At 39.6% G+C, this 18,839-nt stretch carries 14 protein-coding genes; 3 read left to right on the top strand and 11 right to left on the bottom strand.

What is annotated here, in order from left to right; translation table 11 throughout:
• Positions 1-281: 281 nt before the first annotated feature.
• Positions 282-1,271, bottom strand: a complete 990-nt coding sequence (galE, locus tag KBP50_RS13215; protein ID WP_050352134.1) for a UDP-glucose 4-epimerase GalE — start codon at positions 1,269-1,271, stop codon at positions 282-284.
• A gap of 461 nt (positions 1,272-1,732) precedes the next feature.
• Between galE and KBP50_RS13220 the strand changes: the two genes are divergently transcribed.
• Positions 1,733-2,200 (top strand): SRPBCC family protein, encoded by a 468-nt coding sequence (locus tag KBP50_RS13220; RefSeq protein WP_050352133.1) that lies wholly within the window; start codon positions 1,733-1,735, stop codon positions 2,198-2,200.
• A 360-nt stretch (positions 2,201-2,560) separates the two neighbouring features.
• Positions 2,561-3,433: a YitT family protein gene (locus KBP50_RS13225; protein ID WP_236691418.1), complete on the top strand. Its 873-nt coding sequence runs from the start codon at positions 2,561-2,563 to the stop codon at positions 3,431-3,433.
• Positions 3,434-3,627: 194 nt separating this feature from the next.
• Here the strand turns inward: KBP50_RS13225 and ilvA are convergent, their stop codons facing one another.
• From ilvA to KBP50_RS13275, 10 genes are all read right to left on the bottom strand, one after another.
• Entirely contained in the window at positions 3,628-4,677 is a 1,050-nt protein-coding gene (gene ilvA / locus KBP50_RS13230) for a threonine ammonia-lyase (RefSeq protein ID WP_076361970.1), read from the bottom strand.
• Positions 4,674-5,261 carry a 3-isopropylmalate dehydratase small subunit gene (leuD, locus tag KBP50_RS13235; protein WP_050352132.1) on the bottom strand — a complete coding sequence of 196 codons (588 nt, stop codon included), beginning with the start codon at positions 5,259-5,261 and terminating at the stop codon, positions 4,674-4,676. Before leuD ends, ilvA begins: the two co-directional genes overlap by 4 nt.
• 350 nt (positions 5,262-5,611) lie before the next feature.
• Complete coding sequence (gene leuC / locus KBP50_RS13240) at positions 5,612-7,024, bottom strand: 3-isopropylmalate dehydratase large subunit (protein ID WP_050352131.1); 1,413 nt, start codon at positions 7,022-7,024, stop codon at positions 5,612-5,614.
• 18 nt (positions 7,025-7,042) lie between these two features.
• A complete protein-coding gene (gene leuB, locus KBP50_RS13245; protein WP_050352130.1) occupies positions 7,043-8,149 on the bottom strand; it encodes a 3-isopropylmalate dehydrogenase in 1,107 nt (368 codons plus the stop codon).
• Positions 8,150-8,166: 17 nt separating this feature from the next.
• Complete coding sequence (locus KBP50_RS13250) at positions 8,167-9,717, bottom strand: 2-isopropylmalate synthase (protein ID WP_050352129.1); 1,551 nt, start codon at positions 9,715-9,717, stop codon at positions 8,167-8,169.
• Positions 9,704-10,747 (bottom strand): ketol-acid reductoisomerase, encoded by a 1,044-nt coding sequence (gene ilvC, locus KBP50_RS13255; protein WP_050352128.1) that lies wholly within the window; start codon positions 10,745-10,747, stop codon positions 9,704-9,706. Before ilvC ends, KBP50_RS13250 begins: the two co-directional genes overlap by 14 nt.
• Positions 10,748-10,766: 19 nt before the next feature.
• Positions 10,767-11,285, bottom strand: a complete 519-nt coding sequence (gene ilvN, locus KBP50_RS13260) for an acetolactate synthase small subunit (RefSeq protein WP_050352127.1) — start codon at positions 11,283-11,285, stop codon at positions 10,767-10,769.
• The gene (gene ilvB / locus KBP50_RS13265) at positions 11,282-13,003 is read right to left on the bottom strand and encodes an acetolactate synthase large subunit (RefSeq protein ID WP_050352126.1); all 1,722 of its coding nucleotides are present in this window, start codon (positions 13,001-13,003) and stop codon (positions 11,282-11,284) included. Before ilvB ends, ilvN begins: the two co-directional genes overlap by 4 nt.
• Positions 13,004-13,846: 843 nt before the next feature.
• Positions 13,847-15,532, bottom strand: coding sequence for a dihydroxy-acid dehydratase (ilvD, locus tag KBP50_RS13270; RefSeq protein WP_050352125.1), 1,686 nt, complete (start codon positions 15,530-15,532; stop codon positions 13,847-13,849).
• A 656-nt stretch (positions 15,533-16,188) separates the two neighbouring features.
• Positions 16,189-17,016, bottom strand: coding sequence for an aldo/keto reductase (locus KBP50_RS13275; protein ID WP_050352123.1), 828 nt, complete (start codon positions 17,014-17,016; stop codon positions 16,189-16,191).
• Positions 17,017-17,249: 233 nt separating this feature from the next.
• Here KBP50_RS13275 and KBP50_RS13280 point away from each other — a divergent pair, with 233 nt between their 5' ends.
• Positions 17,250-18,776, top strand: coding sequence for a potassium/proton antiporter (locus tag KBP50_RS13280; RefSeq protein WP_236691417.1), 1,527 nt, complete (start codon positions 17,250-17,252; stop codon positions 18,774-18,776).
• Positions 18,777-18,839 lie beyond the last annotated feature (63 nt).

Here is an 18,839-nt window from a genome sequence, read left to right on the forward strand (position 1 = left end):
TAGAGCAAATTTTTTCACATATCAAATGCGAATTTTTCGCAGAGAAAGTATAGCTATTTCATGAAATGAATCTTTAAATAGCCCGATTTTTTTCTTCATCTTATAGTTAGATTCGTTAAAGCAGCTTGACTCGCAGTTGGTGCCACCACAAGGTTTTATCTTTTAGTATGAAAAGGCGACTTCTACAGTTATTTTTATGCAGTTTCCTATCTTATAAAAAATCGTGTACTTGTCTAAAACAACCTGACATGTACACGACCGAATTTCAAAATTGATTTATATTAATTTTCATATCCATTTGGATGACCAACATGCCAGTTCCAGGCATCTTGAATAATTTTAGTGATTAACGTGCGCTCGGGATTCCAGCCTAATACGCTTTTAGCTTTTTCCGAGCTAGCAATCAATGTACTCGGATCACCAGCTCGCCTTTCACCGATTTGCGCAGGGATTACTTTACCTGTTACTTCTCTTGCAGTATCAATGATTTCTTTTACCGAAAATCCTTGACTGCTCCCTAAATTGAATACATTACTTTCTCCGCCGCGTTGCAAGTAATCCAAAGCAAGCAAATGGGCAGCAATTAAATCTTCTACGTGAATATAATCACGAATACATGTACCATCTTCCGTATCATAATCATCCCCAAAGATGGTTATATAATCACGCTGTCCTAAAGCTGTTTGCAACACAATTGGGATCAAATGCGTTTCCGGTTGATGATCTTCGCCAATTTCTCCAGTTTCACGGGCGCCCGCCACATTAAAATATCTTAACGATACATAGTTTATTCCATGCGCTTTTTCTGTCCATTTCATCAGCTTTTCCATCGTTAGTTTCGTTTCCCCATAAGTGCTTGTCGGATTGGTAGGCATGGTTTCAGTTATTGGAACTGCTTCTGGTTCCCCATATGTAGCAGCTGTAGATGAAAAGACAATCCGCTTCACGTCATATTCTGTCATGACTTGTAATAAAACTTGTGTACCGTACACATTATTATCAAAGTATTTCAAAGGTTTTTCCATCGATTCGCCGACAAGGGAATTGGCAGCAAAATGAATAACAGCCTCAATAGATTCTTTAGCGAAAACCGTTCGTAAAAAATCCTGGTTACGGATATCCCCTTGATAAAATGTGGCCTTTGGGTGAATCGCTCCTTGATGACCGGTTTCTAAATTATCTACAACAACCACTTCTTTACCTTTATCGATTAATTGATATACCGCATGAGAGCCGATATAGCCAGCGCCACCTAACACTAATATACTCATCCTCATTCTCTCCTTTTGTATGGAATATGTGTTCAAAAAGGAAGCTAAACCATTTAAAAAGTTATCATACTTTTTTCTTTATCATACGAATGTATCGCATAGCTTTTGATTATTAGCCTTTTTTTACCTTCATCCGTTTAATTTAATCGGATTTTGAACACCTTACTTGAAGTACACGTTTTCATTATAAGTCTTATTTATAGATATTTCACCTATATCCTACATCGCTTTAGCGTCTACAAACAAGTTATTTCCTTATTTATATTAGAATTATTTCCGTTTGCCTAATAACAAAGGTATACAGAGCGCTGTTTAACCGCTTATTTTTACAAAATAACTATCTTTTTACACATGTTCAAACCCCCATTTTAAAAAATTGCTTCTAATTCTCTGTTTGATGCATATATATCATTGGGTGCAGAAGTAAAAACAGTAAAACAAAATGAAGGAGGAATAACGCATTGCCAAACACCATTTGTAAAAGAAATATCACCATGAACATAGAAGACATTTGGAGATTTATCAGTGATCTTAATAACTGGGCACCATTGGTCCCCGGATATGAACAACATAAAATGATCGATCATAAAAAGTCCATCTGGGTTTGTAGAGGAAAAGTCGGAGCAATTCAAAAAACCGTTCATTTAACTGTCACGATTACAGAATGGACGGAGCCGAACAAGATTGCTTTCACATTATCTAGTAGCAATAAACAGCTTACAGGCAAAGGAACTGTTTGTGCAAACAAGCTGAGTAACAGCGAAACAATTATAATTTGCTCACTTACGATTACTGCAAAAGGCCTAGCCGGGAAAATAGTGAATGGTTCTTTGCGAGCGTTTTTACCAAAATTAACGAGCCATTTCATCGATAATATGATACACCAAATGCAAACAAAAAAGCCATCTTCTATTGCCTATTCCCTATAAAGTGAATCTTCCAGCAGTGGGGGGTTTTCATTCATCTCACGGCTTGTTGGTAGCCCAAGAGTATGACCTAAAAGACGCTTACGAAATAGGGTATTTAGGTGCTGTTATCTTCTAGGCTTGTTTCAGTACAGATTACCCATCTCCTGAAGTGGGAGTCTTACAGCACCTTATAAAACTACAGTAAGTGAAGAATCCAGTGTAAGTTTAAATTCGCAATGGTTCAGCCGTGACAGACTATCATACAAGTTCAGTTCGTCCATATTTTCTTACCTTTCTATGAACCAAAGTCGACAGTCTATATCCTTCATGTTAGAATGATATCCGTGTTACTTTGCTTTTTAAAGAGAGGGATTTATATAAATGACGACAATTACAAAAAAAATGAATCCAACCATACTCGCGTATTCACAAATTATTATTGGTGCTACACTGGTAGGTTTAGCTTATAATATCTTTTTACTACCAGCTAAATTAGCAGCAGGCGGTATATCTGGTGTTAGTACTATTCTTTTTGAATTGTATCAAATTAGCCCTGCTACGGTTCAATTTATAATTAATATTCCGATCTTTGTTATCGGCTGGATGGCGTTAGGAAAAGATTTTAGTTGGAAAACGTTAGTAGGTACATTTTGGGTTCCGTTCATTATCTGGTTAAGTGCAGATATCCCAATAACTTTAACAAATCCTTTACTTAGTGCGCTCTATGGCGGGATTATCCTGGGCACTGGCTTAGGCATTGTATATAAAGGGAATGGCTCGACTGGTGGTACAGCCGCTATTGCGCAAATTGTAAAGAAGTTCACGGGCTTATCCAGCGGTTACTCCCAATTAATCGTTGATGGCTTAGTAGTCATTTCTTCTATTATCGTATTCAACTTAGAATTAACACTGTTTGCCTTAATGTGTATTTATATTACAAGTAAAACGATCGATATCGTTCAGCTACAAACATCGGCTACAAAATTGATCATGGTTATTACGGATGACGAAGAACGAATTCAATCACTGATTCGTAAGGAACTGGATCGAGGTTTAACAAAAGTGCGATCGATTGGTGGTTACTCTGATAAAAAGAAGACAATGATTCTGTGCGTTGCTGAACAACAAGAAGCAGTTCATTTAAAAAAGATTCTGCAACGCGAAGAAACCGATTCGTTTGTCATCTTCTTAAATGCCTCTGAAATATTGGGTCGAGGATTTTCTCTTGATAAGTATTATGGGCAGAAGCTTTAGCCCAAGATAAAGCTGAAGAGACCTGCGGAAAGCGAAGTATTTTGACATAGCGATGATAGAAATTTTTTTAATGGAAATAAGCCGAACAATGATAAATGTATTGTTCGGCTTTTGCTATATAGTATTTGCTTATGTCCCAACCTCGGCGTTTGTTTTTAACCGCTCATGTGACTTTCACTCTGTCATCCGGTTTATTATGAGTGAACAAGCTCGCGGTTGGATAATTTTTCAGCTAGCTGTTGTATTTTAGGCATGGTGCTAATATCCATATTTCCGCCACTCACAACGACCCCACAATGTCGGGATTTAATCTGCTTATTATGGGCGAATAAGGCAGCAATTGCCGCGGCTCCCGCTCCCTCCATTAATGTTTTATTTCGCTCAAGCATATAAACAATAGCTGAGGCAATGGCTTCGTCTGACACAGTTACCATATCATCCACATATTCTCGAATGATTGGTAACGTTCGTTCACCTGGTTTTTTGACTGCAATTCCCTCTGCAATGGTATAAACAGAGTGAAGATTTTCTGTTCTACCAGTATGATAACTTCTATAAATAGCGTCAGCCCCTTCAGCCTGAACACCAATAATTTTCATGTTGCGATTTACATGTTTTGCTGCAACAGCGATTCCGCTAATTAATCCACCGCCACCTACTGGAATCAATATAGTATCAATGCGATCCTCTTGTCGCAATAATTCCATCGCAATTGTACCTTGACCAGCCATGACATCATAATCGTCAAAGGGGTGAATGTATTCAGCCCCTGTCTGCAATTGATGCTGAAGAGAGGCTTCATACGCTTCTTGAAAAGTTTCTCCAGATAAAACGACTTGGGCGCCATAATTACGCGTTGCATTTACTTTTGCTAGTGGTGTTTTCTCAGCCATAAAAATGGTTGCTTTTGCCCCTAACTTAGCAGCCGCATAAGCTACTCCTTGAGCATGATTTCCAGCTGAAGCAGTGATAACACCTTTATCCAATTGTCGTTTCTTTAACTGCATTAATTTGAATGTGGCACCTCTAAATTTAAAAGCACCTGTTTTCTGCTGGTTCTCCATTTTAAAATAAACATTTTTTCCTAAATAGTTATTTGTCGTTTGTGATGTTAATAAAGGTGTTCGATGAACAAGCGGAGCAAGTCGCTGCAACGCATTATATACCTTTTCACCTGTTAAGCAATCCCCAATTTCCCCACACTCCTTATTAAGGCTGTCATTTTCCTCTTTTGTAAGTTTCATTTTAGCTCATACTTTTTTTCATACTGCGCAATTTTTTCTTCGTGTTGTAGAGTTAATGCAATATCATCCCAACCATTGATTAATTTTTCCTTATGATAAGAAGGAATTTCAAATGGATAGACCATATCTTGTTCGGTGATTTGCTGGTTTTCCAAGTCTACATCTAATGTAAATGCTTGCTGCTCGGCTTTTCTCATCCACTGATTCACCTGCTCTTCGGCAACTCGGATAACAATCATGCCGTTTTTTAAAGCATTATTATAAAAAATATCTGCAAAACTCGGCGCTATAATAACTCGAAAACCATAGTCTAACAAAGCCCATGGAGCGTGCTCCCTTGAAGATCCGCAACCAAAATTTTCGCCCGCTAGTAAAATCGATGCATGTTCGTAGCGTTTATCATTTAGATTAAAGCCTTCACGCAACTTTCCATCATCATCAAAGCGCCAATGATAGAAAAGATATTGCCCAAACCCCGTTCGTTCAATCCGCTTTAAAAATTGCTTGGGAATAATTTGATCGGTATCGACATTGGTTCGGTTTAAGGGATATACCAATCCCTTATGCCTTTGAATGGCTTCCATTGCTTCCCCTCCTTCTTCCGTAAATTTTCACTGCTCCAAATGCCTGATTTGCTCAAAGCTATCGGACATTACTCTCATAGTTTCATATGATTAAAGTATCTTTCAATCGCAGGGGCTTTTATCCCCCTTCGCTGGTTAGTACCGGGAGCGTACGACCTATAGATACTGAACAGCATCGGGCATTCGACTTGCAGGTAGATGCTCTATTTATCCTGCCAGGTTTACCTCTATAGCATGGAAGGGCAGTAGGTCTTCCTGCCGTTACATGCCGGATAAACGAAAACGCTGGGCAATTGATTAAGACAGCCTACTACCAATGAAGGTAGCAGCTTCCTACAGAAGTTTCCATTTTATGAAGTGATTTTCGCACTTGCATAATCACGCACATCTACAAAGTGCCCTTCAATGGCTGCTATGGCTGCCATCTCCGGACTGACAAGATGAGTCCTAGCTCCATTTCCCTGTCTGCCTTCAAAATTCCGATTGGAGGTGGAAGCGCAACGCCCGCCTGGAGGAACAACATCATCGTTCATAGCTAAGCACATGCTGCATCCGGATTCACGCCATTCAAATCCTGCTTCCTGAAAAATTTTGTCAATTCCCAGCTTCTCTGCCTGCAATTTTGTACTGAATGAACCTGGTACAACGATCGCACGAACTTCTGGATGCACTTTTTTTCCTTTTACAATGGAGGCCGCTTTTTGCAAATCGCTTAACCGAGAATTTGTACACGAGCCGATAAAGACATGGTCAATATGAATGGATGAAATAGGCTGATTCTCAGACAATCCCATATAATCAAGCGCCCGCTTTACATCTTCAGGGTATGCTGCTTCATCTATCTTCGGAGTTGAACCACTTACAGGAACACACATAGAGGGATTGGTTCCCCATGTTACTTGCGGCTCCACTTCATCTCCTCGGATGCTCACATAATGATCATACTCTGCTCCATTGTCTGTAGCTAACGAGAGCCATTGTTGGGTTATTTTCGTAAATTCCTCTCCTTGTGGCACATGTGCTCTTCCTCGCAAATACTCCACCGTTGTTTCGTCAGGGCTAATCAAACCTGCACGTGCTCCTGCCTCGATCGACATATTGCAGATCGTCATCCTCCCCTCCATGGAAAGATTTCGGATCGCTTCACCCGTGTATTCCATAACGTAACCCGTCCCGAAACGAACACCAAACTTAGCGATAATTGCTAAAATTAAATCTTTGGCAGTGACACCTGAACTCAAATCCCCCTCTACATGAACATTTAATGTTTTTGGCTTCTCTTGCCATATCGTTTGTGTTGCTAATACATGCTCTACTTCACTCGTGCCAATTCCAAATGCAAGTGCACCAAAAGCACCATGTGTTGACGTATGACTATCCCCGCAAACAATCGTTTTCCCTGGTTGCGTTAAGCCTAGCTCCGGACCAATTACATGGACAATCCCCTGATCAGGATGAAACATATCCGCTAAAGGAATATTATGTTCCATACAGTTACGCCGCAATGTTTCCATCTGTTTACGAGAAACTGCATCCTTAATAACATCCCTATTCTTCGTTGGCACATTATGATCCATCGTGGCATATGTCAAATCTGGACGCCGTACTTGTCGATTATTTATTCGCAGTCCTTCAAAAGCTTGCGGTGAAGTCACTTCATGGATTAAATGCAAATCAATATACAACAAATCTGGTTTCCCTGTTTCCTGATGAACGGTATGCTGCTCCCAAATTTTCTCGATAATCGTTTTTGCCTTTGTCAATTTCCCACCTCCTCTACGTTATGCATAGGAATTACAAATACATTTTGATGCTTCATTCGTTGCTAAGTTTCCAATTACCAAGTCTGTCATTTCCTCTGTACCGACCACAGTACCATTTTTAATCATTAAATCAGGTGTATGGTAGCCCTGTTCAAGTGTCGTTTGAATGGCATTTTCGATCTCGTCTGCTTCCTGTTCCATCCCAAAGGATTGACGTAGCATGGAACTGGCAGAAAGAATCATGCCGAGCGGATTTGCAATCCCTTTTCCAGCAATATCAGGTGCAGAGCCATGCACAGGTTCATATAGACCTACCCCGTCAGTTCGAACACTAGCGGAAGGGAGCATGCCTAATGAACCAGTCAGAACGGACGCTTCATCACTTAAAATATCACCAAACATATTTTCCGTGACGATGACATCAAATTGTTTTGGATTCGTAATTAACTTCATGGCTGCGGCGTCCACAAGCAGATGGTTAACAGTGACATCCGGATACGCTTTGCTCTTTTCTTCCACAATCTCTCTCCACATCCTGCTTGACTCTAAAACATTCGCTTTATCCACAGAGGTTACATGTTTCCTTCGTGTTTTAGCGGTTTGAAAGGCTTTATCAATAATTCGCTCTATCTCTTCTTGGGTATAATATAACGTATCAACGACAGCATTTTCTTCCGGGATTCTTTTTTTCGGCTCACCAAAATATAAACCACCTGTCAATTCACGAATAATGAGAATATCACTCCCATTAACAAGTTCTTCCTTTAATGGGGATGCATGAAGTAACGGACTAAACGCTTTAATCGGTCGTAAATTGGCAAATAAACCTAATTCTTTGCGAATACCCAACAACCCCTTTTCTGGACGTTGGTCTCCAGGAAGTGAGTCCCATTTTTCACCTCCAACTGCACCTAGTAAAACTGCATCTGCTTTTTTGCAAGCTTGAATCGTTGCTTGCGGCAATGGCGATTGATCTTGATCAATCGCAGCACCTCCTATAAGCTGCTCGGAAAAGGTAAATTGATGGTTAAAATTTTCCGCAATCGCTTGTAGGACACGTACAGCAGACTTCATAATTTCTTTGCCAATTCCGTCACCAGGAAGAACAACAATCTGCTTATTCATACATCCTTTCCCCTTTTCTAATGAGATTTCACAATTTCTTTCTTCCCTGCATTCACCCGTTGAATAATATATCGATTCACTGCATTTAAATATGCTTGCACGGAAGCTTCCATCACATCTTGAGCTGAACCTCTGCCATTAACGGTTTCTCCATTAACCTTTAGTTGAACACGTGATTCTGCTAATGCATCTTTTCCGCCGCCAACAGAGTTAATCTGATAATCAACTAATCTTGTTTCTTCCTCGGTCAGTGCTTCTAACGTTTTATACAATGCTTCTACACTTCCTTGACCCGTACATGCGGTTTTTACCTTTTTTCCCGAAGGTGTTCTTAACTCAATGGCAGCTGTCGGGATATTATTTGATCCATATTGCAGTTGAAACATTTCCAACGAATATTTATCCACTGCAGACGTATTTGTCTGGATTTCAGTTACAATCGTAAAAATATCATCATCGGTTACTTCTTTTTTATGGTCAGTTAATCGCTTAAACGACTCAAACGCTTTTTTAATATTTTCCTCTGATAGCTCCATACCTAGTTCCTTAAGCTTATCTTTAAAAGCATGACGACCGGAATGTTTTCCTAAGAACAACGTATTTGCATGGACACCTACTAGTTCAGGAGTAATGATTTCATACGTGGAAGCATGCTTTAACACGCCATCCTGGTGAATTCCTGATTCATGTGCAAACGCATTTCTTCCAACGATCGCCTTATTTGCTTGGATATACATTCCTGTCAATTTTGCCACCATATCACTGGTTCTTTTAATTTCTTGTAATTTCAAGTTCGTTTGATACGGATAAAAGTCGGAACGAATCTTTAGAGCAACAGCAATCTCTTCCAAGGAAGCATTACCGGCTCGTTCCCCAATACCATTTATTGTTCCTTCAATTTGTGTTGCCCCATTTTCAACAGCAGCAATTGAATTCGCAACTGCCATACCAAGATCATTATGACAATGACAAGAGAGTATAGCTTTATTGATATTTGAGACATTTGAGCGAATAAACTGAAACATATCTCCATATTCTTTGGGCGTTGTATAACCAACTGTATCTGGTAAATTAATAACTGTAGCCCCAGCATCAATCACTTTTTCAATGATTTGTGCTAGAAAGCTCCAATCAGAACGTGAAGCATCTTCTGCTGACCACTGTACTTGTGAAAATTTTTCCTTTGCATAAGCAACCATTTCTGTTGCTGTTGCAATCACTTCATCAGGAGTTTTTTTCAGTTTATACGTCATATGGATGGGTGATGTCGCTAAAAAAATATGAATACAAGGTTCATCTGCCCCTTTTAACGCTTCCCATGCAATGTCAATATCGGATTTCACTGTCCTTGCCAAAGCAGTGACGGAGGTGTTTTTAATCGTATCAGCAATTGACTTAACTGCTTGAAAATCGCCTTCAGAGGAAGCAGGAAATCCTGCCTCCATCCGATCAACGCCTAAGCGCTCTAACTGTTTCGCGATTTCTAATTTTTCCAATTTGTTCAAATTGACACCAGGTGACTGTTCGCCATCTCGAAGTGTGGTATCAAATATGTTAATTCGTGACATGAACATTCACATCCTTTTGTTTATTTTGCTTCGCTTGTAACGGTTCTGAAACAAAAGGCATTAATGCTCGTAACTCCTTTCCTACCTGTTCAATTGGGTGCTGATTCTCTTTTGCATTAATTGCATTAAACTGTGGACGATTCGCTTGGTTCTCTAAAATCCAACCTTTAGCAAAAGCACCTGTCTGAACATCATGCAAAATTTCTTTCATTCTAGCTTTCGTTTCTTCGTTCACTACGCGTGGACCTGATACGAAGTCGCCCCATTGAGCCGTATCCGAAATCGAATAACGCATGTTTTCCAAGCCACCTTCATAAAGAAGATCAACGATAAGTTTCATCTCGTGCAAGCATTCGAAATAGGCTACTTCTGGCTGATAACCTGCTTCCGTTAATGTTTCAAACCCCGCCTTAATTAAGCTAGTAACTCCTCCACATAGTACTGCCTGTTCGCCAAAAAGATCCGTTTCTGTTTCTTCTTGAAAAGACGTTTCTAACACCCCAGCTCGAGCCGCACCAATTCCTTGCGCATAAGCCAAAGCAATTTCTTTTGCTTTTCCAGAAACGTCTTGATAAATGCCATAAAGTGCTGGAACTCCTGCTCCTTCTTCATACGTACGGCGAACTAAATGCCCTGGTCCTTTCGGTGCTACGAGAAATACATCAACATTGGACGGCGGTACGATTTGACTAAAATGAATGTTAAACCCATGTGCAAACGCAAGTGCATTTCCAGCTTGCAAGTTTGGTTCAATGCTTTCTTTATATACAGCTGTTTGCAGTTCATCCGGTAACAGGATCATAACTACTTCTGCCTGTTTTACAGCCTCAGCTACGGAAAGGACAGTGAACCCATCCTCTTCCGCTTTTACTTGAGACTTCCCAGGTCTAAGCCCTACAACAACATCAAAGCCGCTTTCTCTTAAATTCAGCGCATGGGCATGACCTTGTGATCCATATCCGACAATCGCAATTCGCTTATCCTTCAAAACCTCTGTGTTTACATCCTGCTCATAAAGTACTTTTGACATGTTTGTTTCCTCCCTTTAGTTAAATCGTAAATGAATTCAGTTCTGTCACTTGCGCTGGCTGCTGTCCACGTAAAAATGCTGTCACACCTGTTCTTGTTAATTCTTTAATTCCATATGGTTTTAATAAAGAAATAAGTGCTTCTACTTTGTCAGGTCTTCCTGTTACCTGAATAGTTAAGCTATCTCTGCTCACATCGATAACGGAAGCACGAAACGGTGTAATGATTCCTTGTATTTCTGCTCGTAACTGCCCGCTTCCAACGACTTTAATTAATGCTAATTCTCTTGCTACAATTGCTTTTTCCGTAATGTCAGAAACCTTTAGTACATCGATCTGCTTATTTAATTGCTTTGTCAGCTGTTCTAGCTTCTGATGATCCTCAATTTCCACAACGAACGTCATTTTAGAAACTCCTTCTGTCTCTGAGGCACCTACAGAAATACTTTCAATATTGAATTGTCGCCTATACAGCATACCTGTAATTCGATTCAGCACACCACTTCGATTCTGCACCGTTGCAGTAATAATTCGCCTCATTTCCTCACCCCGATCATTTCGTGGATTCCCTTGCCAGGGGCAATCATTGGATAGACAGACGTTTCCTGTACGACACGACAATCAACTACAACAGGACCATCGTACGTTAACGCTTCTTGTAGTACTTGTGGTACATCTTTTTCTTTCTCCACACGCATACCACGGATACCATAGCTATCGGATAATTTGACAAAGTCTGGATTTTCCATAAATAGCGATTCCGAGTAACGTTTTTCATAAAAACTTTCCTGCCATTGCCTCACCATCCCTAAAGCCTGATTATTAACGATAATCACTTTCACCGGAAGCCTTTTTTCTTTTACTACGGACAACTCTTGAAATGTCATTTGAAACCCGCCATCCCCGACAATAGAAACAACTAATTCTTCTGGAGCTCCGAGTTGTGCTCCAATTGCTGCCGGAAAACCAAAGCCCATTGTTCCGAGCCCACCTGATGTAACCCAACGATTTGGCTTTTCAAATGGATAATACTGTGCTGCCCACATTTGATGTTGCCCAACGTCCGTAGTTACAATCGCTTCCCCATTTGACAGCTGATGAACTTGTTCAATTAGCCACTGTGGTGAAATAAATCCTTCCGATCTGTCGTACCAAAGTGGATACTCCCTTTGATATGTTGCTAAATGATCACGCCATGATACTTGATCGCCTGGTTCTGCTGAAGTTTGAAGCAATGCTTGTAAAGCCTCTTTCGCATCTGCTACAACTGGGATTTCCGTTGATACGTTTTTACCTATTTCCGCTGGATCGATATCAATATGGGCTACTTTAGCAACTGGAGCAAAATGATTTAAATTACCAGTCAAACGGTCGTCAAAACGAGCGCCAATATTAATTAACAAATCACATTCGTAGATTGCCATATTAGCTGCGTAAGTCCCATGCATACCAGCCATTCCAAGCGATAGTTCGTGTGATCCGGGAAAACTGCCAAGTCCTAATAATGTATTTGCTACAGGAAGTTTAAATTTTTCCGCAAACGCAATTAATGGTTCACTGGCTTTTGCAAAAACGACTCCTGCACCTGCTAATATTAATGGTCGCTTAGCTTTACTTAAAGCTTCGGTAAGCTTCGTAATCTGTAATGGATTCGGTTTTTTATTTGGTTGATAACCAGGAAGTACAAAGTGATCATCGTACACAGCATCAGAAAGCTGGGATGAAATATTCTTTGGTATATCAACGACTACAGGACCTGGTCTGCCAGTAGATGCAATATGAAATGCTTCCTTAACAATTTTTGGTAACTCTAATAAATCCGTTACTTGATAATTGTACTTCGTAATTGGTGTGGTGATTCCCATGACATCCGCTTCCTGAAAAGCATCAGTTCCGATAACGCTGTTAGCTACCTGGCCTGTAAAAATGACAAGTGGTAAAGAATCCATCATGGCATCCGTGATTCCAGTTACTAAATTGGTGGCTCCTGGACCAGATGTCGCAATCACAACTCCTGGCTTCCCGGTAACTCGAGCATACCCTTCTGCTGCATGAATAGAACCCTGTTCATGACGAGAGAGAACATGCTCAAATGGAGCATTACTGCGATAAATAGCATCATAGATTGGTAATACAGCACCACCCGGGTAACCAAAAATGGTATCGACTTCCGCTTTAACTAAAGCATCAATTAACACATCAGCACCTGTCACTAAATTTTTTGTGCTTTCCATTTCCTGCTTTGCCTCAACTTTCACTGCTACGTGCCTCCTTTGATCAGAAATGAGTATAAGAAAATCCGGCTCTATGTTTAGAGATTTTCGGATTATTCAAATATTAACATCACTACTTTTTGACAGAACGAGTAGATCCTGCTCTAGTTTGGCTTACTAATTGGGTGGGAAGACCAAAATAACAAAAAACGCCCTCCTCCCCCTATGTCTGCAACATTAATTACAGTGTTTGGGGAGAAAAGCGTCTGCTATTCACGGTACCACCCAGATTTTTAGCATCCTCACGAATACTAACTTAGCGAGTTCAATGGTTATTGTAATCCTTAACTACATAACCTAAACTCATTTGGATAACAGGTACATATGATGTTGCACCTGGCTGGCCTATTTAGTCACCCGTTCAGTCCAGCACTCAGAGATGATGTCAGAGTATATTGTATTTCCGGGCTTCCAGCAACCCCGGATCTCTGTGAATACAGCGCTTATACTCCTTTTTTCCCTTCATCGCGTTCCGTAATTATTCATAATTTCTTTGAGACATTGAATTTTAAAAATTGCCGTTTGTTTAAATTTTTTATTTTGATATTGCCGTTAATAATATACTGTTTTTATCATTGCGTCAACAGATTTTTTAAAGTTTTTTGATATTTGGCATTTGAACAACTTATTGTATACGCTTACAGCATTGTTAATCATCGCTTTTCTCTTTTTATTACAATTTCTTTACAAAGCGATATATCAGTTGGATAACTGTGTTAACAGGATTATAGGCATAAAAATAAAGCGCAATATATCTTTAACATATATTGCGCTTTTAACAAATTTCAGAAACATCTTATTTAACCAATATATTAATTCTAAACGGTGTTATTTATTTAAATAATCTGTAATAGCGCCCAATGAAGAACAAGACACATTATGTGCGTATTTACCTAATACCCCTTTTTTGTACAATGGTGGTGCCGTCCACTGCTTCTTTCTCTCCGTTATTTCTTGATCTGATACTGCAAAGGAAATTTCCTTTTTGTTAGAATCAATTGTCACCATATCTCCCTCTTGTAAGAAAGCAATTGGTCCTCCATCCTGTGCTTCAGGTGCAATATGACCAACGACCAATCCATGGGTTCCGCCAGAGAATCTACCATCTGTTAATAGAGCAACCTTTTCTCCTAATCCCTTTCCTACTAAAATAGCAGAAATAGACAGCATTTCTGGCATCCCCGGTCCACCCTTTGGTCCAACATAACGGATTACAAGTACATCGCCTTCGTTTATTTTATTATTCATTACCGCTTCCGTTGCTTCTTTTTCGGTATTAAAAACCCGTGCAGGTCCCACATGGCGACTTACCTTCACACCAGACACTTTTGCAACCGCACCGCTTGGAGCAAGGTTTCCTTTTAACACAATAAGTGGACCATCTTTACGTTTTGGAGTTTCAAACGGCATAATAATTTCTTGCCCCTCTTGTAATGAAGGTGCTTCCTGCATATTTTCCGCAACGGTTTTGCCCGTTACTGTTAAACAATCTCCATGCAAATAGCCATGTTCATAAAGCAGTTTCATTACAGCTTGTACACCGCCAACACGATGTAAATCTTGCATCACATACTTGCCACTTGGCTTTAAATCTGCCAAATGTGGCGTTTTAGCTTGAATACGGTTGAAGTCCTCAATGGTTAAATCAACTTCTACAGCATGAGCAATAGCTAGTAAATGCAAAATCGCATTTGTTGACCCACCTAATGCCATTACAACAGTAATCGCATTTTCAAACGCTTCTTTAGTCATAATATCTTTCGGATAAATTCCTTTTTCTAGTAAACGGTAAACTGCTTTTCCAGCTTTAACACAATCTTTGGATTTTTCTGGTGATTCTGCAGGGTTGGAAGAACTTCCTGGCAAACTCATACCGATGGCCTCTATAGCGGAAGCCATTGTATTTGCTGTATACATCCCGCCACATGAACCTGCTCCAGGACAAGCACTACACTCTATTTGACGTAACTCTTCATCGTTAATCGCACCATTATTATGCTTACCAACCCCTTCAAAAACCGAAACTAAATCAATGTCTTTACCATTTAGGGAACCTGGCGCAATTGTTCCGCCATATACAAAAACGGCAGGTACTTGGGCATTAGCAATCGCAATCATACAGCCAGGGATATTTTTATCACAACCGCCAATAGCTACTAAACCATCGAGGTTTTCCGCACCTACAACTGTTTCAATGGAATCACCAATCAAATCTCTACTCGGCAAAGAATAACGCATTCCTTGTGTTCCCATCGAGATGCCATCAGAAACAGTGATCGTATTAAAAATTAATGGAACTCCTCCCGCTTCTCGAGCCCCTTCTTTTGCCTGGCGAGCCAAATCATCGATATGTATATTACATGGGGTTACTTCACTCCATGTGCTGGCGACCCCTATCATCGGCTTCTTAAAATCATCATCTGACACACCGACAGCTCGCAGCATCGCCCGATTCGGCGCTCGCATGACACCATCACTAAATACATGACTTTTAATTCGCAAATCTTTATCCAATAAAACCCCACCTTTCTTTCGGATTATTATATGCCTAATTATCAAATACTTCAATGTATTTTTTTAATTATGTAAAGAAAAAGAGGATTTTCTCTTGGTCATCTGTTGATTTTCAGCATCGCCTCTGTACAGGTGTGTACTGAAGTACCACAGTTTTCTCGTCCTACTTTAAAAATTAAATTGTGCAATCAGAATGAAGTTTTTACCAGTAGAGGATATTATTTTGTAAGCAGAAAACAGCTCAATTGGGTATGAGGATGCTCGAAATGGTGGGCGCTTTACTCGAATCCGGTTGGCTAGTGCTCGAAAATGAGCCAACATGCGCGAATCCATTTTTGTTAATGCTAGAAAAGTATCGTGGACGATGGAAGAAGCGACTGGAACATAACTAAAACAGCTGATTAAAAAACGAACAATAAAGTGAACCTTCATTCCGTTATCCTACTGAATGTTAGTACCGTAATGGTATGACCTAAAGGCTCTAAATAAATCGGGCTTTTAGGTGCTGTCATCTCCCTCTTAGACTTTCTTGCAATACGAATTTCCAACTTTTGAAGTGAGAGTCTTACAGCAACTTATATGCGAGGTAAATGGATTGTTCGGCTTTTGCTATTTAGTCTTTGCTTATGTCCCAGCCTTGTAGAAAGTAATTATCCTCAGTCAAAACTATCAGGATTTGTGCCGCTTCGATCATTTTTATTTAAACTATTAATTTCTTTCATTTCTTCTTCCGTTAGTGAAAAATCAAATATAGCAGCATTTTCTTTAATTCTACTAGGTTTGGTAGATTTCGGAATCGTGATAACCTCGTTTTGAATATTCCAGCGCAAAATAATTTGCGCAGCTGTTTTTCTATATTTTTTGCCTAAACTTATCAAAAATGGATCATCCATTAATTGACCTCGCTTCAAAGGCGACCATGCTTCTAACTGAATTCCATGTTGTTTGCAAAACGCATGCAATGTCTCTTGCGTTAAATGTGGATGATATTCTACCTGATTAATCGCAGGAACAATCTCACTATTAGCCATTAGATTTCCTAGATGGTGTTGATGGAAATTACTAACACCGATTGCGCGTACTTTTCCGCTATCATAAAGTTCTTCCATTGCCTTCCACGTGTCTACGTACATCCCTTTCACTGGCCAGTGGATTAAATATAAATCGATATAATCTAATCCAAGCTTTTGCAAACTACATTCAAATGCTTTTTTTGTTGCTTCATATCCTTGTTGATCATTCCATACCTTTGTCGTAATAAACCATTCTTCACGAGGAAGATTCGCTTCCTTGAGAGCTTCTCCAACCCCTATTTCATTATCATAAAAAGAGGCTGTATCAATTAAACGGTAACCATTTTCCAATGCTGCGTGGACTGCTGTTTTAACTGTTCTTCCATCCTTCACTTTATACACACCTAGTCCAAATCCCGGCATTTTCACTCCATTATTTAACACAACTGTATCTTGTAAATGCGTAATCATTTCTCATACCTCCACTTCGACTACTTCTATTATTAGCATAAAGTGCAACTTCCATCAATGAAGGGATTCCTCAATAACAAACCGGTCCTTAGCACTATTTAGCTGACTTGATTTCTCTCCTTAGCAAGGAAAGCCAAGTCTGACTATCAATTTCAAGTAGACAAAATAGTATTGTTCCCTTCTAGAGCCTATTATTACTTCGTTTGATACTATTTTTCATATAAAAGGTGTTGTTGCATAATCAACAGGGTATAGACAAAAATACGAAAGGGATTGATACCATTTTGCTACCAGAAATTCAACAATCAAACATAACCATTCTTGCTATTTCTTTAATCCTCATTTTTAGTATTATAGCTGTAAAATTCTCTACTAAAGTGAACTCCCCTTCACTCGTCTTTTTTATTGCTATTGGTATGGTTTTAGGCAGTGATACTATTCATTTATTTCAATTTAGTGACCCTGCAGCAGCTCAGCTAATTGGGATGCTAGCTCTCGTTATTATTTTATTCGATGGTGGGATCAAGACCAACTGGCAATCTATCCGCCCCTATGCCTGCCCAGCTTTGTCACTTGCTACGGTAGGTGTTTTATTGACAAGCTTTATTATCGGTGTTACAGCTAAACTACTATTTTCTTTTAGCTGGCCAGAAGCATTTTTATTAGGCGCCTTAGTTGGCTCAACAGATGCCGCTGCCGTTTTCGCTATGCTTAAAGGGAAAAATATGTCTGATAATATTACTTATACGTTGGAGGGAGAGTCTGGAGCAAATGACCCGATGGCCGTTTTTCTAACAACCTCTCTGATCGCAATGATAACGAACGAAAGTCCTTCTGGCTTAACCTTTCTCGGTCAATTTGCTTGGCAAATGGGCGGGGCGGTTATACTTGGTTTTATTATTGGTAAATTAGGGAGCAAAGGACTGCATCGTATGTCGTTATCTTCGAGTGGTTTATATCCTCTATTGGCACTTTCTTTTGCACTGTTTGCTTACAGTTTTGGTTCTTTACTTCAGACAAGTGGCTTACTAACAGTATATGTTGCAGCTATTGTTATTGGTAATCATCCTTTACATCAACGGCATACCATTCTCCGTTTTAACGAAGGAATAAGTTGGATAGCACAGATCGGGATGTTTGTGCTTTTAGGGATGTTTGTTATTCCATCTGACTTGTTTTCCATTTCGATTATTATTAAGGGCTTACTGCTTTCTTTTACATTGATGCTCGTTGCTCGCCCAATTGCGACCTACATCGCTTTAATAGGTGCAGCTTTTAATTGGAAAGAAAAATGCTTTTTATCATGGGCGGGCCTGCGAGGCGCTGTTCCCATTGTACTTGCGTTGTTTCCAATGCTTGCTCAATTAGAGCATAGCCAGCTTTATTTCAATATCATATTCTTTATCGTGTTAACATCAAGTGTCATACAAGGAACTTCTTTACCTTGGCTTGGTAAAAAACTTGGTTTAGCAAGGCCAGCAGGTACAAATCCACTACACATTGTAGATCTATTATCTATAGGAAAAAAAGAGCTAGAGGTAGTAGAATATCAAATCGGAAAATCCAATCAGATAAAAGGAAAAACAATTGCTGATATTGACTTTCCGCCTAAAGCCAATATCATTTTAATTGTGCGCGAAGGACAAGCTCTCTCCCCGACAGCAAAAATGAAACTGCAGAAAAAAGACATCATCTACATTTTAATTCCTTATAAAGATATCTCCAAAATAGATGCGCTTCTGCGTGATGAGAGGGAGTAGCTTCACAAGAAGCAAAAACCAAAAATATACAACTTAGGTAAAAACTATCTTTAGTCAAGTTCT

It is taken from the genome of Virgibacillus pantothenticus (genome assembly GCF_018075365.1).
In the GTDB taxonomy this organism is placed as follows: Bacteria; Bacillota; Bacilli; order Bacillales; family Amphibacillaceae; genus Virgibacillus; species Virgibacillus pantothenticus.